The organism is Syntrophotalea acetylenica, from assembly GCF_001888165.1.
GTDB lineage: Bacteria > Desulfobacterota > Desulfuromonadia > Desulfuromonadales > Syntrophotaleaceae > Syntrophotalea > Syntrophotalea acetylenica.
Genome location: NZ_CP015455.1, coordinates 2,584,278 through 2,597,417, shown reverse-complemented (window position 1 = coordinate 2,597,417; position 13,140 = coordinate 2,584,278). Strand labels below are relative to the sequence as shown.

Annotated in this window: 27 protein-coding genes; all 27 read left to right on the top strand. The window is 53.8% G+C overall.

The window, feature by feature from the left end:
* The first annotated feature begins 12 nt into the window (after positions 1-12).
* The 27 genes from rplC to rpsD all read left to right on the top strand — a co-directional run bounded on the left by rplC (position 13) and on the right by rpsD (position 13,104).
* Positions 13-645, top strand: coding sequence for a 50S ribosomal protein L3 (gene rplC / locus A6070_RS12170; RefSeq protein ID WP_072286010.1), 633 nt, complete (start codon positions 13-15; stop codon positions 643-645).
* 36 nt (positions 646-681) lie between these two features.
* Positions 682-1,302 carry a 50S ribosomal protein L4 gene (gene rplD / locus A6070_RS12165; RefSeq protein WP_072286009.1) on the top strand — a complete coding sequence of 207 codons (621 nt, stop codon included), beginning with the start codon at positions 682-684 and terminating at the stop codon, positions 1,300-1,302.
* Complete coding sequence (locus A6070_RS12160; RefSeq protein WP_072286008.1) at positions 1,302-1,589, top strand: 50S ribosomal protein L23; 288 nt, start codon at positions 1,302-1,304, stop codon at positions 1,587-1,589. The genes rplD and A6070_RS12160 overlap by 1 nt, the downstream gene beginning before the upstream one ends.
* Before the next feature lie 33 nt (positions 1,590-1,622).
* A complete protein-coding gene (gene rplB, locus A6070_RS12155; protein ID WP_072286007.1) occupies positions 1,623-2,444 on the top strand; it encodes a 50S ribosomal protein L2 in 822 nt (273 codons plus the stop codon).
* A 27-nt stretch (positions 2,445-2,471) separates the two neighbouring features.
* On the top strand, positions 2,472-2,747 hold the full coding sequence (gene rpsS, locus A6070_RS12150; protein WP_072286006.1) for a 30S ribosomal protein S19: 276 nt from the start codon (positions 2,472-2,474) through the stop codon (positions 2,745-2,747).
* Between the two features lie 34 nt (positions 2,748-2,781).
* On the top strand, positions 2,782-3,114 hold the full coding sequence (gene rplV, locus A6070_RS12145) for a 50S ribosomal protein L22 (RefSeq protein WP_072286005.1): 333 nt from the start codon (positions 2,782-2,784) through the stop codon (positions 3,112-3,114).
* 18 nt (positions 3,115-3,132) lie between these two features.
* The gene (gene rpsC / locus A6070_RS12140; protein ID WP_072286004.1) at positions 3,133-3,765 is read left to right on the top strand and encodes a 30S ribosomal protein S3; all 633 of its coding nucleotides are present in this window, start codon (positions 3,133-3,135) and stop codon (positions 3,763-3,765) included.
* A gap of 29 nt (positions 3,766-3,794) precedes the next feature.
* Positions 3,795-4,220, top strand: coding sequence for a 50S ribosomal protein L16 (gene rplP / locus A6070_RS12135; RefSeq protein WP_072286003.1), 426 nt, complete (start codon positions 3,795-3,797; stop codon positions 4,218-4,220).
* Positions 4,210-4,398, top strand: a complete 189-nt coding sequence (rpmC, locus tag A6070_RS12130; RefSeq protein ID WP_072286002.1) for a 50S ribosomal protein L29 — start codon at positions 4,210-4,212, stop codon at positions 4,396-4,398. Before rplP ends, rpmC begins: the two co-directional genes overlap by 11 nt.
* A gap of 23 nt (positions 4,399-4,421) precedes the next feature.
* Complete coding sequence (gene rpsQ, locus A6070_RS12125) at positions 4,422-4,688, top strand: 30S ribosomal protein S17 (protein ID WP_072286001.1); 267 nt, start codon at positions 4,422-4,424, stop codon at positions 4,686-4,688.
* A gap of 12 nt (positions 4,689-4,700) precedes the next feature.
* Positions 4,701-5,069, top strand: coding sequence for a 50S ribosomal protein L14 (rplN, locus tag A6070_RS12120; RefSeq protein WP_011340413.1), 369 nt, complete (start codon positions 4,701-4,703; stop codon positions 5,067-5,069).
* Between the two features lie 22 nt (positions 5,070-5,091).
* Positions 5,092-5,421 carry a 50S ribosomal protein L24 gene (gene rplX, locus A6070_RS12115; protein ID WP_072502094.1) on the top strand — a complete coding sequence of 110 codons (330 nt, stop codon included), beginning with the start codon at positions 5,092-5,094 and terminating at the stop codon, positions 5,419-5,421.
* A gap of 12 nt (positions 5,422-5,433) precedes the next feature.
* Positions 5,434-5,988: a 50S ribosomal protein L5 gene (rplE, locus tag A6070_RS12110; RefSeq protein WP_072285999.1), complete on the top strand. Its 555-nt coding sequence runs from the start codon at positions 5,434-5,436 to the stop codon at positions 5,986-5,988.
* 11 nt (positions 5,989-5,999) lie between these two features.
* Entirely contained in the window at positions 6,000-6,185 is a 186-nt protein-coding gene (locus tag A6070_RS12105; RefSeq protein ID WP_011340416.1) for a type Z 30S ribosomal protein S14, read from the top strand.
* Positions 6,186-6,205: 20 nt separating this feature from the next.
* A complete protein-coding gene (rpsH, locus tag A6070_RS12100; RefSeq protein WP_072285998.1) occupies positions 6,206-6,604 on the top strand; it encodes a 30S ribosomal protein S8 in 399 nt (132 codons plus the stop codon).
* 26 nt (positions 6,605-6,630) lie between these two features.
* The gene (gene rplF / locus A6070_RS12095; RefSeq protein WP_072285997.1) at positions 6,631-7,170 is read left to right on the top strand and encodes a 50S ribosomal protein L6; all 540 of its coding nucleotides are present in this window, start codon (positions 6,631-6,633) and stop codon (positions 7,168-7,170) included.
* A gap of 26 nt (positions 7,171-7,196) precedes the next feature.
* Positions 7,197-7,565, top strand: a complete 369-nt coding sequence (rplR, locus tag A6070_RS12090) for a 50S ribosomal protein L18 (protein WP_072285996.1) — start codon at positions 7,197-7,199, stop codon at positions 7,563-7,565.
* A gap of 15 nt (positions 7,566-7,580) precedes the next feature.
* A complete protein-coding gene (gene rpsE, locus A6070_RS12085; protein WP_072285995.1) occupies positions 7,581-8,072 on the top strand; it encodes a 30S ribosomal protein S5 in 492 nt (163 codons plus the stop codon).
* Between the two features lie 23 nt (positions 8,073-8,095).
* Positions 8,096-8,275, top strand: a complete 180-nt coding sequence (gene rpmD, locus A6070_RS12080; protein WP_072285994.1) for a 50S ribosomal protein L30 — start codon at positions 8,096-8,098, stop codon at positions 8,273-8,275.
* A 19-nt stretch (positions 8,276-8,294) separates the two neighbouring features.
* Positions 8,295-8,738: a 50S ribosomal protein L15 gene (rplO, locus tag A6070_RS12075; RefSeq protein ID WP_072285993.1), complete on the top strand. Its 444-nt coding sequence runs from the start codon at positions 8,295-8,297 to the stop codon at positions 8,736-8,738.
* Position 8,739: 1 nt separating this feature from the next.
* Positions 8,740-10,047, top strand: coding sequence for a preprotein translocase subunit SecY (gene secY, locus A6070_RS12070; RefSeq protein WP_072285992.1), 1,308 nt, complete (start codon positions 8,740-8,742; stop codon positions 10,045-10,047).
* 16 nt (positions 10,048-10,063) lie between these two features.
* Positions 10,064-10,714 (top strand): adenylate kinase, encoded by a 651-nt coding sequence (locus A6070_RS12065; RefSeq protein ID WP_072287992.1) that lies wholly within the window; start codon positions 10,064-10,066, stop codon positions 10,712-10,714.
* The gene (map, locus tag A6070_RS12060) at positions 10,711-11,457 is read left to right on the top strand and encodes a type I methionyl aminopeptidase (protein ID WP_072285991.1); all 747 of its coding nucleotides are present in this window, start codon (positions 10,711-10,713) and stop codon (positions 11,455-11,457) included. Before A6070_RS12065 ends, map begins: the two co-directional genes overlap by 4 nt.
* 89 nt (positions 11,458-11,546) lie before the next feature.
* Positions 11,547-11,660 (top strand): 50S ribosomal protein L36, encoded by a 114-nt coding sequence (rpmJ, locus tag A6070_RS12055; RefSeq protein ID WP_011340426.1) that lies wholly within the window; start codon positions 11,547-11,549, stop codon positions 11,658-11,660.
* 21 nt (positions 11,661-11,681) lie between these two features.
* Complete coding sequence (rpsM, locus tag A6070_RS12050) at positions 11,682-12,050, top strand: 30S ribosomal protein S13 (RefSeq protein ID WP_072285990.1); 369 nt, start codon at positions 11,682-11,684, stop codon at positions 12,048-12,050.
* 11 nt (positions 12,051-12,061) lie between these two features.
* Complete coding sequence (gene rpsK / locus A6070_RS12045) at positions 12,062-12,454, top strand: 30S ribosomal protein S11 (protein WP_072285989.1); 393 nt, start codon at positions 12,062-12,064, stop codon at positions 12,452-12,454.
* 20 nt (positions 12,455-12,474) lie between these two features.
* Entirely contained in the window at positions 12,475-13,104 is a 630-nt protein-coding gene (gene rpsD / locus A6070_RS12040; RefSeq protein WP_072285988.1) for a 30S ribosomal protein S4, read from the top strand.
* Positions 13,105-13,140: the final 36 nt, after the last annotated feature.

Here is a 13,140-nt window from a genome sequence, read left to right as displayed (position 1 = left end):
AGGGAAAGCATCATGACGAAGGGAATTTTGGGTAAGAAGCTGGGGATGACCCAGGTCTTCGCTGCTGACGGTAAGTGCATTCCGGTGACCGTGGTCGAGGCTGGTCCTTGCATCGTGTTGCAGAAAAAGACTCTGGAAAAAGACGGCTACAATGCCCTTCAGCTCGGGTTTGGGGCCAAGAAGACTCACCGCACCAACAAGCCTGCCATGGGTCATTTCAAAAAGGCCGGGAAGGGGGCATTTGTCTTCCTGCGGGAAGTCGAGTGCGACAATACCGATGAACATGCCGTTGGTGACGAAATTACATGTGGGGAGTTTTTCGCCGCCGGCGACATCCTTGATGTAACGGGGACCAGCAAGGGGAAAGGTTTTCAGGGCGTTGTAAAACGTTGGAACTTTGCCGGTGGTCGCGCCAGCCATGGCTCGATGTTCCACCGCAGGCCTGGTGGCATCAGTGCCAGTGCCTGGCCTTCCCGGGTATTCAAGGGTAAAAAGATGGCAGGCCAGATGGGGAACAAGCGCGTGACCACGCAAGGTCTGGAAGTGGTCGACGTGCGGTCCGAAAAGAGCCTGGTACTTATTAAAGGCGCCGTTCCGGGGCCTGTAAACGGCCTGCTGCTCATCCGGAAAAGCCGCAAGGCTTGATGGCCGGGCTGCAACTAGAGATTCTGGAGAAAAACCATGGCAAAAATTGCAGTTTATGACATAAACCGGAATCAGGTTTCGGAGCGAGAGCTGTCCGACGAGGTGTTTAATGCCGACGTCAAGGAATACCTGATTCATGATATGGTACGATATCAGCTGGCTGCTCGCCGTCAGGGCACTTCCGCTGCAAAGAACCGTAGCGCCGTTGCGGGTGGCGGTAAGAAGCCCTTTCGTCAGAAAGGCACTGGCAATGCCCGTCAGGGCTGCATTCGCGCGCCTCACTATGTGGGCGGTGGCGCCGCCTTCGGGCCGAGCCCTCGCGACTACAGTTTCAAACTGAACAAAAAAGTCAAGAAGGCTGCGCTGCGCTGTGCGCTTTCCGTTCGGTTCAAGGAAGAGCGACTGTCTGTGCTTAATGACTTCCAGCTGGAAAGCATTGGAACCAAGGGGGTGGCTGAAATCCTCCGGCGTTTCGAGCTGGACAACGTGCTGGTGTTGATTGATGGCGAAAACAGGAATCTCGAACTGTCGGCACGCAATCTGCCCCATGTCAAGGTGCTCAAGGCCGAAGGCGTGAATGTGTACGACCTGATGAACCATCGGAATCTGGTTGTTACCGAAGGGGCCGTTGAACAGTTGGAAGGAGCGTTAGGGTAATGAAACCGCTGCACGAGATACTTAAACGGCCCTTGGTTACCGAAAAGACCGTACAGAGGGAAGGCGAAGCCCAGATCGTTGCGTTTGAAGTCAAAAGGGATGCCAACAAGGTCGAAATCAAGAAGGCTGTTGAGCAGGCTTTTGAAGTCAAGGTAAAGAACGTCAATACCGTGCTTGTTGCTGGCAAGGTCAAGCGTCTGGGTCGCACGTTCGGCAAGCGTTCCAATTGGAAGAAGGCTTACGTAACCCTGGCCGAAGGTAGCTCGATCGATCTGTTCGGTGTTTAATGGGGTGCAATCAGGTAAAACGGAGTTACGATAATGGCAATCAAAAAGTATAAGCCGACTTCGGCTGGCCGACGTCATATGACCTCGGCCGATTTCGCCGACATTACTGTGGCCAAACCGGAGAAATCGCTGGTTGAAAAACTTAACCAAACCGGTGGACGGAACAATGCTGGCCGCATCACCAAGCGGCATACCGGGGGCGGGCACAAGCAGAAGTATCGCGTCATCGATTTTCGTCGGGACAAGAAAGACATCCCTGCCAAAATCGCCACCATCGAGTACGATCCGAATCGGTCGGCGCGCATCGCTCTTGCTTGTTATGCCGATGGCGAAAAGCGCTATATCCTGGCGCCTCTTGGATTGAATGTCGGAGATGTTGTGATTGCCAGCGAGCAGGCCGACATCAAGCCCGGCAATGCGCTCTCGATCCGGTCCATTCCTCTGGGCACCTGGGTTCATAACATTGAGTTGAAGATTGGCAAAGGCGGCCAGTTGGCTCGCAGTGCCGGAACCTACGCCATGATCGCTGCCAAGGAAGGCAAGTATGCGCAATTGCGACTTCCTTCCGGAGAGGTTCGGCTGGTGCTGCAGGACTGCTGTGCCACGGTGGGGCAGGTAGGTAATATCCATCACGAAAACGTCAAGATCGGCAAGGCTGGTCGCAATCGGTGGCTTGGTAAGCGTCCGCAGTCGCGCGGCGTGGCCATGAACCCTGTCGATCATCCGCATGGTGGTGGTGAGGGCAAAAGCTCCGGCGGTCGTCATCCCGTTACGCCTTGGGGTGTGCCCACCAAAGGGTACAAGACCCGCGTCAATAAGCGCACCGACCGTTTTATCGTTCGCCGGAAGAAGTAACATCGTTGAAATTTAGAGGAGACCACTGTGGCTAGATCGATCAAAAAAGGGCCGTATGTCGAGGCGAGCCTCCTTCGCAAATCCGATTTCGAAGGGGGGGCCGGTTCCAAGAAGGTAATCAAGACCTGGTCTCGGCGATCGACTATTATTCCCGAGTTTGTTGGATATACCTTCGCCGTGCATAACGGAAAAAAGTTTATCCCTGTTTTCGTCACCGAAAACATGGTTGGGCATAAGCTCGGCGAATTCGCTCCCACGCGCACCTACTACGGGCATGGCGCTGACAAGAAGAGCAAAAGGTAAGTAACAAGCGATTTCGCAAGAGGAGTTTCTATTCATGGAAGCTAAGGCCAAGCTTAGATATGTGCGTCTGTCGCCTCGTAAGACCCGATTGGTGGTCGATATGGTGCGCGGAAAAGGGGTTCAGGAGGCGCTGAATATTCTGAGGTTTTCTCCTCAGAAAGCGGCCGGCATCGTATATCAACTGGTTGGTTCGGCCGTGGCCAACGCCGAGCAGAAGGGGGTCGCCGACGTCGACCGGCTGTACATCAAAAGCATAGCCGTCGATCAGGGTCCCGTGCTTAAGCGGTTCATGCCGCGAGCACAGGGACGGGCTACCAGGATCCGCAAACCGACCAGCCACATTACCGTGGTTCTGAACGAAAAATAAGTTTAAGGAGGTGATGGTTTGGGCCAGAAAGTACATCCGACAGGATTTCGACTGGGAGTCGTCAAGACCTGGAGTTCCCGGTGGTACGCTGAGGGGGAATACTCCCAGCTTCTGCACGAAGATATAAAGCTTCGCAATTATCTTAAAAAGCGGCTTTATCATGCCGGCATCGCCAGGATCGAAATTGAGCGTGCCGCAAGCAAGGCCAAAATTAATGTGTATGCCGCTCGTCCCGGCATCATTATCGGCAAAAAGGGTGCCGAGGTTGAAGCCTTGAAAAAGGATCTGGCCCGGCTCACCGACAAGGAAGTGTTCATCAATATTCAGGAAGTGCGCAAACCCGAGGTCGATGCCCAACTTGTTTCCGAGAATGTGGCAACTCAGCTTGAGCGCCGTGTCGCCTTCCGCCGTGCCATGAAAAAAAGCGTGAGCATGGCTTTGAAGTTTGGTGCTCAGGGTATCAAGATTACCTGCAGCGGTCGCTTGGGTGGTGCCGAGATGAGTCGGACCGAGTGGTATCGTGAAGGACGTGTGCCCCTGCACACTCTCAGGGCCGATATCGATTATGGATTCGCCGAGGCCAAGACTACTTATGGTATTATCGGCGTCAAGGTTCTCATCTTCAAGGGCGAAGTCCTGTCGCAGGAATAACCACGGGAACCGAATAGGAGTATTCTGCCATGTTAATGCCCAAGAAGGTTAAACATAGAAAACAGTTTAAAGGCCGCATGAAAGGCGTAGCCTATCGCGGTAGCGAACTAAATTTTGGCGATTACGGGCTTAAAGCGGTCGAATGTGGATGGCTGTCTTCCAGACAGATTGAGTCCGCGCGTCGTGCCATGACAAGGCATGTGAAACGCGGCGGGAAGATCTGGATCCGTATTTTCCCGGACAAATCTCTGACCAAAAAGCCCGCTGAGACCCGCATGGGTAAAGGTAAAGGTTCGCCCGATAGCTGGGTGGCTGTTATCAAGCCCGGCATGATGCTTTACGAGATGCAGGGTGTAGACAGGGAAGTGGCCTGCGAAGCATTGCGGCTGGCTGCTCATAAGCTCCCCATGAAGACCAGGATTGTTGCACGGGAGGATGTGGCCAATGAAAGCTAGTGAGCTGCGCGACCTGACGGTCGAAGAGTTGGAAAAAAAAGTAGAGGAACTCAATCAGGAGCTGTTTAACCTGAAGTTCCAATTGGCTACCGGGCAATTGGAAAACAGCGCCCGGCTTCCCCAGACGCGCAGGACCATCGCACGGGTTCATACCATCCTGCGTCAGAAGCGAAGCTGATCGGTACGGGGAGATAAATTTCAATGAGTAAAATACGTGGCAATCGGAAAACCCGCGTCGGGGTTGTTATCAGCGACAAGATGGATAAAACCGTTGTGGTCCGTGTCGACCAGATGGTCAAGCATCCGGTCTACAAAAAATTTATCAAGCGCCGGGTTACCTTCAAGGCCCATGATGAAGAGAATCGCTGCAACATCGGGGACAAGGTTTCGGTCGTAGAAACCCGTCCGCTGTCCCGGGACAAACGTTGGCGGGTACGCGAAATCCTTGAAAAGAACGTAATCCTGTAGGAGATAACAGTCATGATACAGATGCAGACGATGCTTGATGTAGCGGACAACTCTGGTGCGCGTAAACTCTGCTGCATCAAGGTTCTTGGTGGCTCCAAGCGAAAATATGCCGGGCTTGGAGATATCATCATCTGCTCCGTAAAGGAGGCCCTGCCCAATTCCCGCGTAAAAAAAGGGGATGTGGTTAGAGCTGTCATCGTTCGAACCGCTAAGGAAGTACCTCGCCCTGACGGATCGGCGATTCGTTTCGATAAAAATTCCGCAGTGGTTGTGAACCAGGCCGGGGAACCTATCGGAACCCGTATCTTCGGTCCAGTTGCTCGGGAGTTGCGCGCACAGCGGTACATGAAGATCGTATCGCTGGCCCCCGAGGTACTTTAATTCGGAACTGGGAGTAAGAGAAATGGCAGCGAAAAAAATGCATGTCAAAAAAGATGACATGGTTATGGTTATAGCGGGCAAGGAGAAAGGCAAGACCGGCAAGGTGTTGCGTGTATTGCCGGGCAAAGGGCGTGTTGTTGTCGAAAGCCTTAATGTTGTCAAGCGGCACACAAGGCCCAACCGCGTCAATACCCAAGGGGGAATTGTCGAGAAGGAAGCCCCGCTGGATGCCTCCAATGTTGCACTCGTCTGCAGCGCCTGCAACAAGCCCACGCGGACCGGTGTGAGGATTCTCGAAGATGGGTCCAAGACTCGGTTCTGTAAAAAGTGCAACGAGACCTTGGACAAGTAACGGAGGATTTCCATGGGTGCGAGATTGAAGGAAGTATACACGAAGGAAATTGCTCCCGCGTTGGCTGAGCGGTTGCAGTTGAAAAATGTAATGGAAGTCCCCAGGGTGGAGAAGGTGGTCCTCAATATGGGACTGGGGGAGGCCATACAGAATATCAAGGTTCTGGAGTCCGCTGTGGAGGAGCTTACGCGCATCAGCGGCCAGAAACCCGTCGTCACCAAGGCGAAGAAATCCATCGCTCAATTCAAGTTGCGCGAAGGGATGCCGATCGGTTGCATGGTAACGTTGCGTCGCGACAAGGCTTATGAGTTCCTTGACCGGTTGGTCAACGTCGCTCTTCCCCGGGTGCGCGACTTCAAGGGCGTTTCCAAGAAGGGCTTTGACGGTCGCGGGAACTATACCCTTGGTATCCGCGAACAGCTCATTTTCCCCGAAATCGACCTGGAGAAGATCGATAAGGTGAAGGGCTTGAACATTACCATTGTTACCACGGCCAAGAACGATGAGGAAGGATATGCCCTGATGGAAGCCATCGGTATGCCCTTTCCCAAAAAAGCCCAAGACTAGGGGAGGACGACGTGGCAAAGAAATCTATGATGATCAAAGCCGCCCGGTCGAACAAGTTCAAGGTGCGGAAATATAACCGCTGTCCCTTGTGCGGGCGGCCTCGGGCTTATTACCGTAAGTTCGATATGTGCCGGATTTGCTTGCGGAAACTTGCGCTGGAAGGCAAGCTCCCCGGCGTGATTAAATCAAGCTGGTAAATCAGTAAGGAGTTGCATCCATGGCAATGACAGATCCTATAGCCGATATGCTTACCCGCATCCGTAATGCGGGACTGGCCCGGCATGCGAAGTGCGACGTGCCGGCATCCAATGTCAAGCTGGCCATCGTCACCGTGCTCAAGGAACTCGGCTATATCAAGAATTTCAAGCAGATAACCGACGAAAAACAGGGTGTGCTGCGTATCTATCTGAAATTCGATAACGATAGCAAACACATTATTAATGCCATCGACCGCGTCTCAACGCCGGGGCGCAGGGTTTATGTCGGCAAAGACGAGATCCCGGTAGTGAAAAATGGTCTTGGCAATGCCATCCTTTCGACTTCGAAAGGGGTTATGCACGATGTCGCCGCTCGTGAAGCACAATTGGGTGGCGAAGTTTTGTGCTCCATCTGGTAGAAAGAACTCGGCTAAGGAGCCAGAAAATGTCTAGAATTGGGAAAAAGCCTATCAACCTTCCCAAGGGCGTTACGGTGTCTCAAGCCGGAGACACGGTCACGGTCAAAGGGCCCAAGGGAGAGCTGGTCAAAAACATTGTTGCCGGGATACAGTTGGAAACCGCTGGCGACCAGATACTGGTGCAGTGCGCTGCAGAGGGTAAGCAGGAGGGCGCCTACAGGGGTCTTGTGCGGGCCCTTGTCGCCAACATGGTTGAAGGTGTGACCAACGGTTTCGAACGTGTTCTGGAAATTAATGGCGTGGGTTACCGCGCCGAAGTAAAGGGGAGTGCGCTCAACCTGTCTCTCGGGTATTCGCACCCGATCGAATATGCACTGCCCAAAGGGATCTCTGCCGAGGTTGAAAAGCAGACCAAAATCGTTGTTCGCGGTATTGACAAAGAGTTGGTTGGCGCCACTGCCGCCAAGATCCGCTCTTTCAGAAAGCCTGAGCCCTATAAAGGCAAGGGTGTAAAATACGCTGAAGAACGGATTCTGCGGAAAGCCGGTAAGGCCGGGAAAAAATAACGCAATACAGGGCAAGGAGATAGAGAGTGAACGCCGCATTGAAGAGACGCCAGGCGCGATTGAAAAGACAGGTACGTGTGCGCCGAAAGGTGCGTGGCACGTCGGATATGCCCAGACTCTGCGTGTTCCGAAGCGCCAAGCATGTTTATGCGCAGATTGTCGAAGATACGACCGGAAAAACTCTGGTCTCGGCTTCGACGGTCAACGCAGATGTCGCCGAAGGCCTGAAGTATACAGGGAATGTCGACGCAGCCAAGGCTGTCGGCAAGGCTATCGCCCAGAAAGCGCTGGCTATGAATATCAAAAACGTGGTCTTCGACCGGAACGGATTTCTCTACCACGGGCGCGTCAAGACCCTGGCAGAGGCCGCCCGGGAAGCCGGTCTGTCTTTTTAGTTAAGGAGGATATCTTTGCTTCGCATCGATCCCAATGAGTTGGAACTGACGGACCGGGTTGTACACATCAACCGGTGTGCCAAGGTTGTCAAAGGTGGACGGCGTTTCAGTTTTTCCGCGCTTGTCGTTGTTGGTGATGGTCAGGGAATTGTCGGCTACGGACATGGTAAAGCCAAGGAAGTGCCCGAAGCGATTCGCAAAGGGGTGGAGCAGGCCAAAAAGAACCTGATTCGCGTGCCCCTGAAGGATCGCAGTATCCCTTTTGATGTGATCGGCAAGTTTGGCGCCGGTCGGGTATTGCTCAAGCCTGCTTCGGCCGGTACTGGCGTCATTGCCGGTGGTGCCGTTCGCGCTGTGCTGGAGGTCTCCGGGGTTGGCGACATTCTGTCGAAATGCCTTGGTTCCAATAATCCGCACAACGTTGTTCGCGCGACCATCAACGCGTTGTCGCAACTCAAAAGCGCCGAAGAGTTGCGTGCTCTGCGCGGTGCCGATACCGAAGAATAACAGGAGCCGACTAGGAGGGTTTCATGGCCGGACAAATCAAGGTGACCCTGAAGAAGAGCGGCATCGGTCGCAAGGAATATTTCACAAAGGTTCTAAAAGGCCTCGGCCTGACCAGACTGAACAAAACAGTGGTGTTGCCCGACACGCCCGAAATCAGGGGTATGATCAACAAGGTGTCCCACATGGTTGTGGTTGAGGACTGAGAGCGCGAGGGATTTGAATATGGATTTGAGTAATCTGCGGCCGGCTATCGGCTCTACCAAGACTCGGAAGCGCATCGGGCGTGGACCAGGTTCCGGTAACGGTAAGACCGCCGGCAAGGGACACAAGGGGCAAAAAGCCCGCAGTGGCGGCAGCGTCAAGCCCGGTTTCGAGGGCGGCCAGATGCCGTTGCAGCGCCGTCTGCCCAAGCGTGGCTTTAAATCGCTCAATAAAAAGGTCTATGCTCTGGTCAACCTGCGCGACCTGCAGGAAATGTTCGAGGCCGGGAGCGTGGTCGATGTTGAGGCTTTTGGCCAGAGCGGTCTTGTTAAAAAGATTTGCGACGGTATCAAAGTGCTTGGTGATGGTGACCTTGACAAGGCTCTGACTGTCAAAGCTCATAAATTCAGCCAGGGCGCCGTTGCCAAGATAGAAGCCGCTGGCGGGAAAGCCGAGGTAATTTAAATTGTTCAAGCGCATCCAGAATATCTTCAGTATCCCGGAATTGCGTCGTCGCATTCTTTTTACCCTGGGGATGCTCGCGGTCTATCGTGTCGGTTGTCATGTACCGATTCCCGGGATCAATGGCGATGTGCTTGCAGACTTTTTCCAGAAATCCCAGAGCGGACTGCTCGGGATGGTAAGTGCTTTTACGGGGGGTGCGCTGGCGCGCATGACCGTTTTTGCGCTTGGCATTATGCCCTATATCAGTGCTTCAATTATCCTGCAGTTGCTCGGGGTTGTTTTTGAGCCAGTAGAGCGACTTGCCAAGGAAGGGGAACAGGGGCGTAAAACCATCACCAAGTGGACCCGTTACGGGACCATCGTGTTGTCCATTGTTCAGGGCGCCGGCATAGCGGTCGGACTTCAGTCGATGGTTGTCGATGGCGCAGCGGTTGTTTCTCATCCCGGTTTCGGATTCATTCTGCTTACCGTGATAACCCTGACGGCGGGAACCGCCTTTATCATGTGGGTTGGTGAGCAGATCACCGAGCGCGGCATCGGTAACGGCATCTCGCTGATTATCTTTGCCGGAATCATTGCCGATATGCCTGCCGCCATATTCAATACCGTGCGACTGGCTAATACGGGTGCGCTCGGCCCGGCGAGCATTCTGCTTCTGCTGGCTGTTGTTGTCGCGACGATCTGGGCGATCGTGTTCATGGAACTGGCACAGCGCCGACTGCCGATTCACTATGCAAAACGCGTTGTCGGAATGCGGAACTACGGGGGACAGAAGAGTCACTTGCCCTTGAAGATCAACATGAGTGGAGTGATTCCGCCGATCTTCGCGAGCTCCATCATTATGTTTCCTGCGACGGTCGCCAACCTGATCAATATCGCCTGGGTGCAGAAAGCGGCCAGCTGGATGACACCCGGGCATGCGATTTATTATTTCTTTTATGTTGCATTTATCATCTTCTTCTGCTACTTCTACACGGCTGTTACCTTCAACCCGGTCGATGTAGCCGACAATGTCAAAAAGCAAGGTGGCTACATTCCCGGCATACGTCCTGGCAAGGCCACCTCGGACTATATTGACTCGGTTCTTGGGCGGTTGACATTTGCGGGTGCCGCATATGTATCCGTTGTATGTGTGTTGCCGACCCTTCTGATAACCGGGTTGAATGTTCCTTTCTTCTTTGGGGGAACGTCTCTGTTGATCGTGGTTGGTGTGGGGCTTGATACCGCTTCGCAGGTGGAGGCCCATCTGATTTCGCGATCATATGAGGGGTTCATGAAGGGGGTTACCCTGCGTGGACGCCATGGCTAGGAAGTGTGAGGTAAAGATGAAGATGGTTTTGTTGGGTCCTCCCGGCTCCGGGAAGGGAACCCAGGCGAAAATGCTCTGTGATGTGTTGGGCGTGCCGCAGATTTCGACCGGTGATATGCTCAGGGCTGCAGTCAAAGAAGGCACTCCCATGGGTGTCAAGGCGAAGCAGAAGATGGAATCCGGGGCTCTGGTTCCCGATGAGGTTGTTGTCGGGATAGTCAAGGAGCGCCTTTCCAAGTCCGATTGTGTCAACGGTTTCATACTGGATGGTTTCCCGCGTACCTTGGCTCAGGCCGATGCGTTAAAGGCAACGCTTGCGGATTTGGGCAAGGATCTTGATGCGGTTATATCGCTGAACGTTGACAATGAGGCGGTTGTTGCGCGAATTGGCGGACGACGTACCTGTCGCGACTGCAGTAAGATGTATCATGTCGTATTTGATGCTCCAAAGGACGCGGACAAATGTGATAAGTGTGGCGGCCCGCTGTTGCAGCGTGATGATGACCAGGAAGCAACGATTCGTCGGCGCCTGGAAGTTTACGCTGAGCAAACCGCACCATTGATCGAATATTATCGCGCTGAAGGGTTGTTGCGCGAGGTTGATGGCATGCAGGATATAGCTGCTGTGCAACAGCAGATTCTTGGTGCTTTGGACTGCGGGCAGTGATACCGATTAAATCCAGCGACGATCTGCTCCGCATGCGTGAGTCGGGGCGTATGGTCGCGGAGATTCTTGCGCTGTTGGCCGAAAAGGTTGTTCCAGGTATCACGACGCTGGAGTTGGATCGCCTGGCGGAGCGAGAATGTAAAAAACGGGGGGCCAAGCCGGCCTTTAAGGGTTATGGCGGGTTCCCGTTCAGTATTTGCGCGTCTCCTGAAGATCGGGTTGTGCATGGCTTTCCGGATCGCCGTCCTTTGCTCGAGGGGGAAATTCTCAGTATCGACTTCGGGGTTGTCTGGAAGGGGTTTTACGGCGATTCGGCTATGACGCTGCCCGTCGGAAAAATAGACGCAGCGAAACAACGGTTGCTTGATGTTACCGGACAATCTCTGGCGCTGGGGATTGCGCAAGCCATTCCTGGCAACCGTTTGTTTGATATTTCGCATGCCATTCAGAGTTATGTCGAGGCTCAGGGATTCAGTGTGGTAAAGGAGTTTGTCGGGCACGGTATTGGGCGCGGATTGCATGAAGATCCGCAAGTTCCCAACTTCGGTCCGCCAGGGCAGGGTCCCTTGTTGCGCTGTGGCATGGTATTGGCTATTGAGCCGATGATCAATGCAGGTAAGTGTGGAGTCAAGGTTCTTGAGGATGGGTGGACAGCGGTTACGTCTGATGGCAAGCCGTCTGCGCATTTCGAGCATACCGTGGCGATTACCGACGAAGGCCCGCAAATATTGACCGCCGTTTAGGAATTCAACGTAATGTGAAAAGGTCTGTGCGTCATAGCTGAATGCGGCCTTTTCGGATTAACAGGCATCGTATTAAAAAGGGATGATCAATGAAAGTTCGAGCTTCGGTCAAGCCGATTTGTTCCAAATGTAAAGTAGTTAGACGCAAGGGAATTGTCAGGATCATCTGCGAGAACCCCAAGCATAAGCAAAAACAGGGATAAAGGGATCAGGAGGATACGACATTGGCACGAATCGCTGGTATCGATTTACCGAGAAACAAGCGGATCGAGGTTGCGCTTACTTATATTTACGGCATTGGCCGCTCCTCGTCCCAAAATATTTTGCAGAAAGCCGGGGTGGATCCCAACACCCGTACGGATGATCTGACGGAAGCGGAAGCCGGTCTCATTCGCGATGTCATCGACGGCCATTATCAGGTCGAGGGTGATTTGCGTCGCGTGGTGACCGGAAACATCAAGCGGTTGATGGATCTTGGTTGCTACCGTGGCTTGCGTCATCGGCGCGGGCTTCCTGTCCGTGGTCAGAAAACCAAAACCAATGCGCGTACGCGCAAGGGGCCGCGGAAAACCGTCGCCGGCAAGCGTAAGTAAAGGGAGGAACCATGGCTAAGGGTAAGCGAGTTGTACGGAAAAAAGTCGAGAAAAAGAATATAGCCAATGGTATCGCCCATATTCAGGCGACTTTCAACAACACCATTGTCACTATTACGGACGTTGCAGGCAACGTGATCTCCTGGTCCACCTGCGGGACGATGAGCTTTAAGGGGTCCCGTAAAAGCACCCCGTTTGCGGCTCAGATCGCTGCGGAAGACGCGGCCAAGAAGGCCATGGAGCACGGATTGCGGTCCGTTGAGGTTCGCGTCAAAGGGCCCGGTTCCGGTCGGGAATCGGCATTGCGCGCTCTTTCTTCGGCAGGTCTGAATATCAGCGTGATCAAGGACGTTACACCTATTCCCCACAATGGTTGTCGTCCGCCCAAGCGCAGAAGAGTTTAAACAACCAAGGAGGATGAACGTTGGCTAGATATACTGGGCCTGTCTGCCGGCTGTGCAGAAGAGAAACCACGAAGCTGTTCCTTAAGGGGGACAGGTGTTATACAGATAAATGTGCTCTTGAAAGACGCAACTACGCGCCTGGCCAGCATGGTCAGGGTCGTGGCAAAGCTTCCGACTACGGCACCCAGCTGCGTGAAAAACAGCGCATGAAACGCACCTACGGCTTGCTTGAGAAGCAGTTCCGGGCCTATTTTGACAAGGCGGATCGCATGAAAGGGGTGACCGGCGAGAACCTGCTGGTCCTGCTTGAACGTCGGCTTGACAGCGTCGTCTACCGGCTTGGATTTACCAGTTCGCGTGCCGAGGCTCGCGCCCTTGTGCGGCAGGGTCACTTCTTGGTGAACGGTCGGAAGGTTAATGTGCCTTCCTACATCCTGAGGGTCAATGATGTCGTTGAGCTGCGCGAGAAGTCTCGCAAGGTTGCCCGTATCAACGAGGCTCTTGACGGTGTCATGCGGCGCGGTCTGCCTTCCTGGGTTGAACTTGACCGGGATGCCTTCAAGGGTAGCCTCAAGACCCTGCCGGTGCGCGAGGAAATGACTACGCCGGCCTTCCAGGAGCAGCTGATCGTCGAGCTTTACTCCAAGTAATGGCCAATTGTAGTTGCTGCCACCTCATACGGAGGA

What these genes read in the sequence shown, in the direction of transcription:
- rplC (WP_072286010.1), top strand. Translation starts at nt 13, where the DNA reads ATGACGAAGGGAATTTTGGGTAAGAAGCTGGGGATGACCCAGGTCTTC.
- rpmC (WP_072286002.1), top strand. Translation starts at nt 4,210, where the DNA reads ATGAAAGCTAGTGAGCTGCGCGACCTGACGGTCGAAGAGTTGGAAAAA.
- rplP (WP_072286003.1), top strand. Translation starts at nt 3,795, where the DNA reads ATGTTAATGCCCAAGAAGGTTAAACATAGAAAACAGTTTAAAGGCCGC.
- rpmD (WP_072285994.1), top strand. Translation starts at nt 8,096, where the DNA reads ATGGCCGGACAAATCAAGGTGACCCTGAAGAAGAGCGGCATCGGTCGC.
- rplD (WP_072286009.1), top strand. Translation starts at nt 682, where the DNA reads ATGGCAAAAATTGCAGTTTATGACATAAACCGGAATCAGGTTTCGGAG.
- rplX (WP_072502094.1), top strand. Translation starts at nt 5,092, where the DNA reads ATGGCAGCGAAAAAAATGCATGTCAAAAAAGATGACATGGTTATGGTT.
- rpsQ (WP_072286001.1), top strand. Translation starts at nt 4,422, where the DNA reads ATGAGTAAAATACGTGGCAATCGGAAAACCCGCGTCGGGGTTGTTATC.
- rplN (WP_011340413.1), top strand. Translation starts at nt 4,701, where the DNA reads ATGATACAGATGCAGACGATGCTTGATGTAGCGGACAACTCTGGTGCG.
- rpsK (WP_072285989.1), top strand. Translation starts at nt 12,062, where the DNA reads ATGGCTAAGGGTAAGCGAGTTGTACGGAAAAAAGTCGAGAAAAAGAAT.
- rplE (WP_072285999.1), top strand. Translation starts at nt 5,434, where the DNA reads ATGGGTGCGAGATTGAAGGAAGTATACACGAAGGAAATTGCTCCCGCG.
- rpsH (WP_072285998.1), top strand. Translation starts at nt 6,206, where the DNA reads ATGGCAATGACAGATCCTATAGCCGATATGCTTACCCGCATCCGTAAT.
- rpmJ (WP_011340426.1), top strand. Translation starts at nt 11,547, where the DNA reads ATGAAAGTTCGAGCTTCGGTCAAGCCGATTTGTTCCAAATGTAAAGTA.
- rplB (WP_072286007.1), top strand. Translation starts at nt 1,623, where the DNA reads ATGGCAATCAAAAAGTATAAGCCGACTTCGGCTGGCCGACGTCATATG.
- rplO (WP_072285993.1), top strand. Translation starts at nt 8,295, where the DNA reads ATGGATTTGAGTAATCTGCGGCCGGCTATCGGCTCTACCAAGACTCGG.
- rplF (WP_072285997.1), top strand. Translation starts at nt 6,631, where the DNA reads ATGTCTAGAATTGGGAAAAAGCCTATCAACCTTCCCAAGGGCGTTACG.
- rplV (WP_072286005.1), top strand. Translation starts at nt 2,782, where the DNA reads ATGGAAGCTAAGGCCAAGCTTAGATATGTGCGTCTGTCGCCTCGTAAG.
- A6070_RS12160 (WP_072286008.1), top strand. Translation starts at nt 1,302, where the DNA reads ATGAAACCGCTGCACGAGATACTTAAACGGCCCTTGGTTACCGAAAAG.
- A6070_RS12065 (WP_072287992.1), top strand. Translation starts at nt 10,064, where the DNA reads ATGAAGATGGTTTTGTTGGGTCCTCCCGGCTCCGGGAAGGGAACCCAG.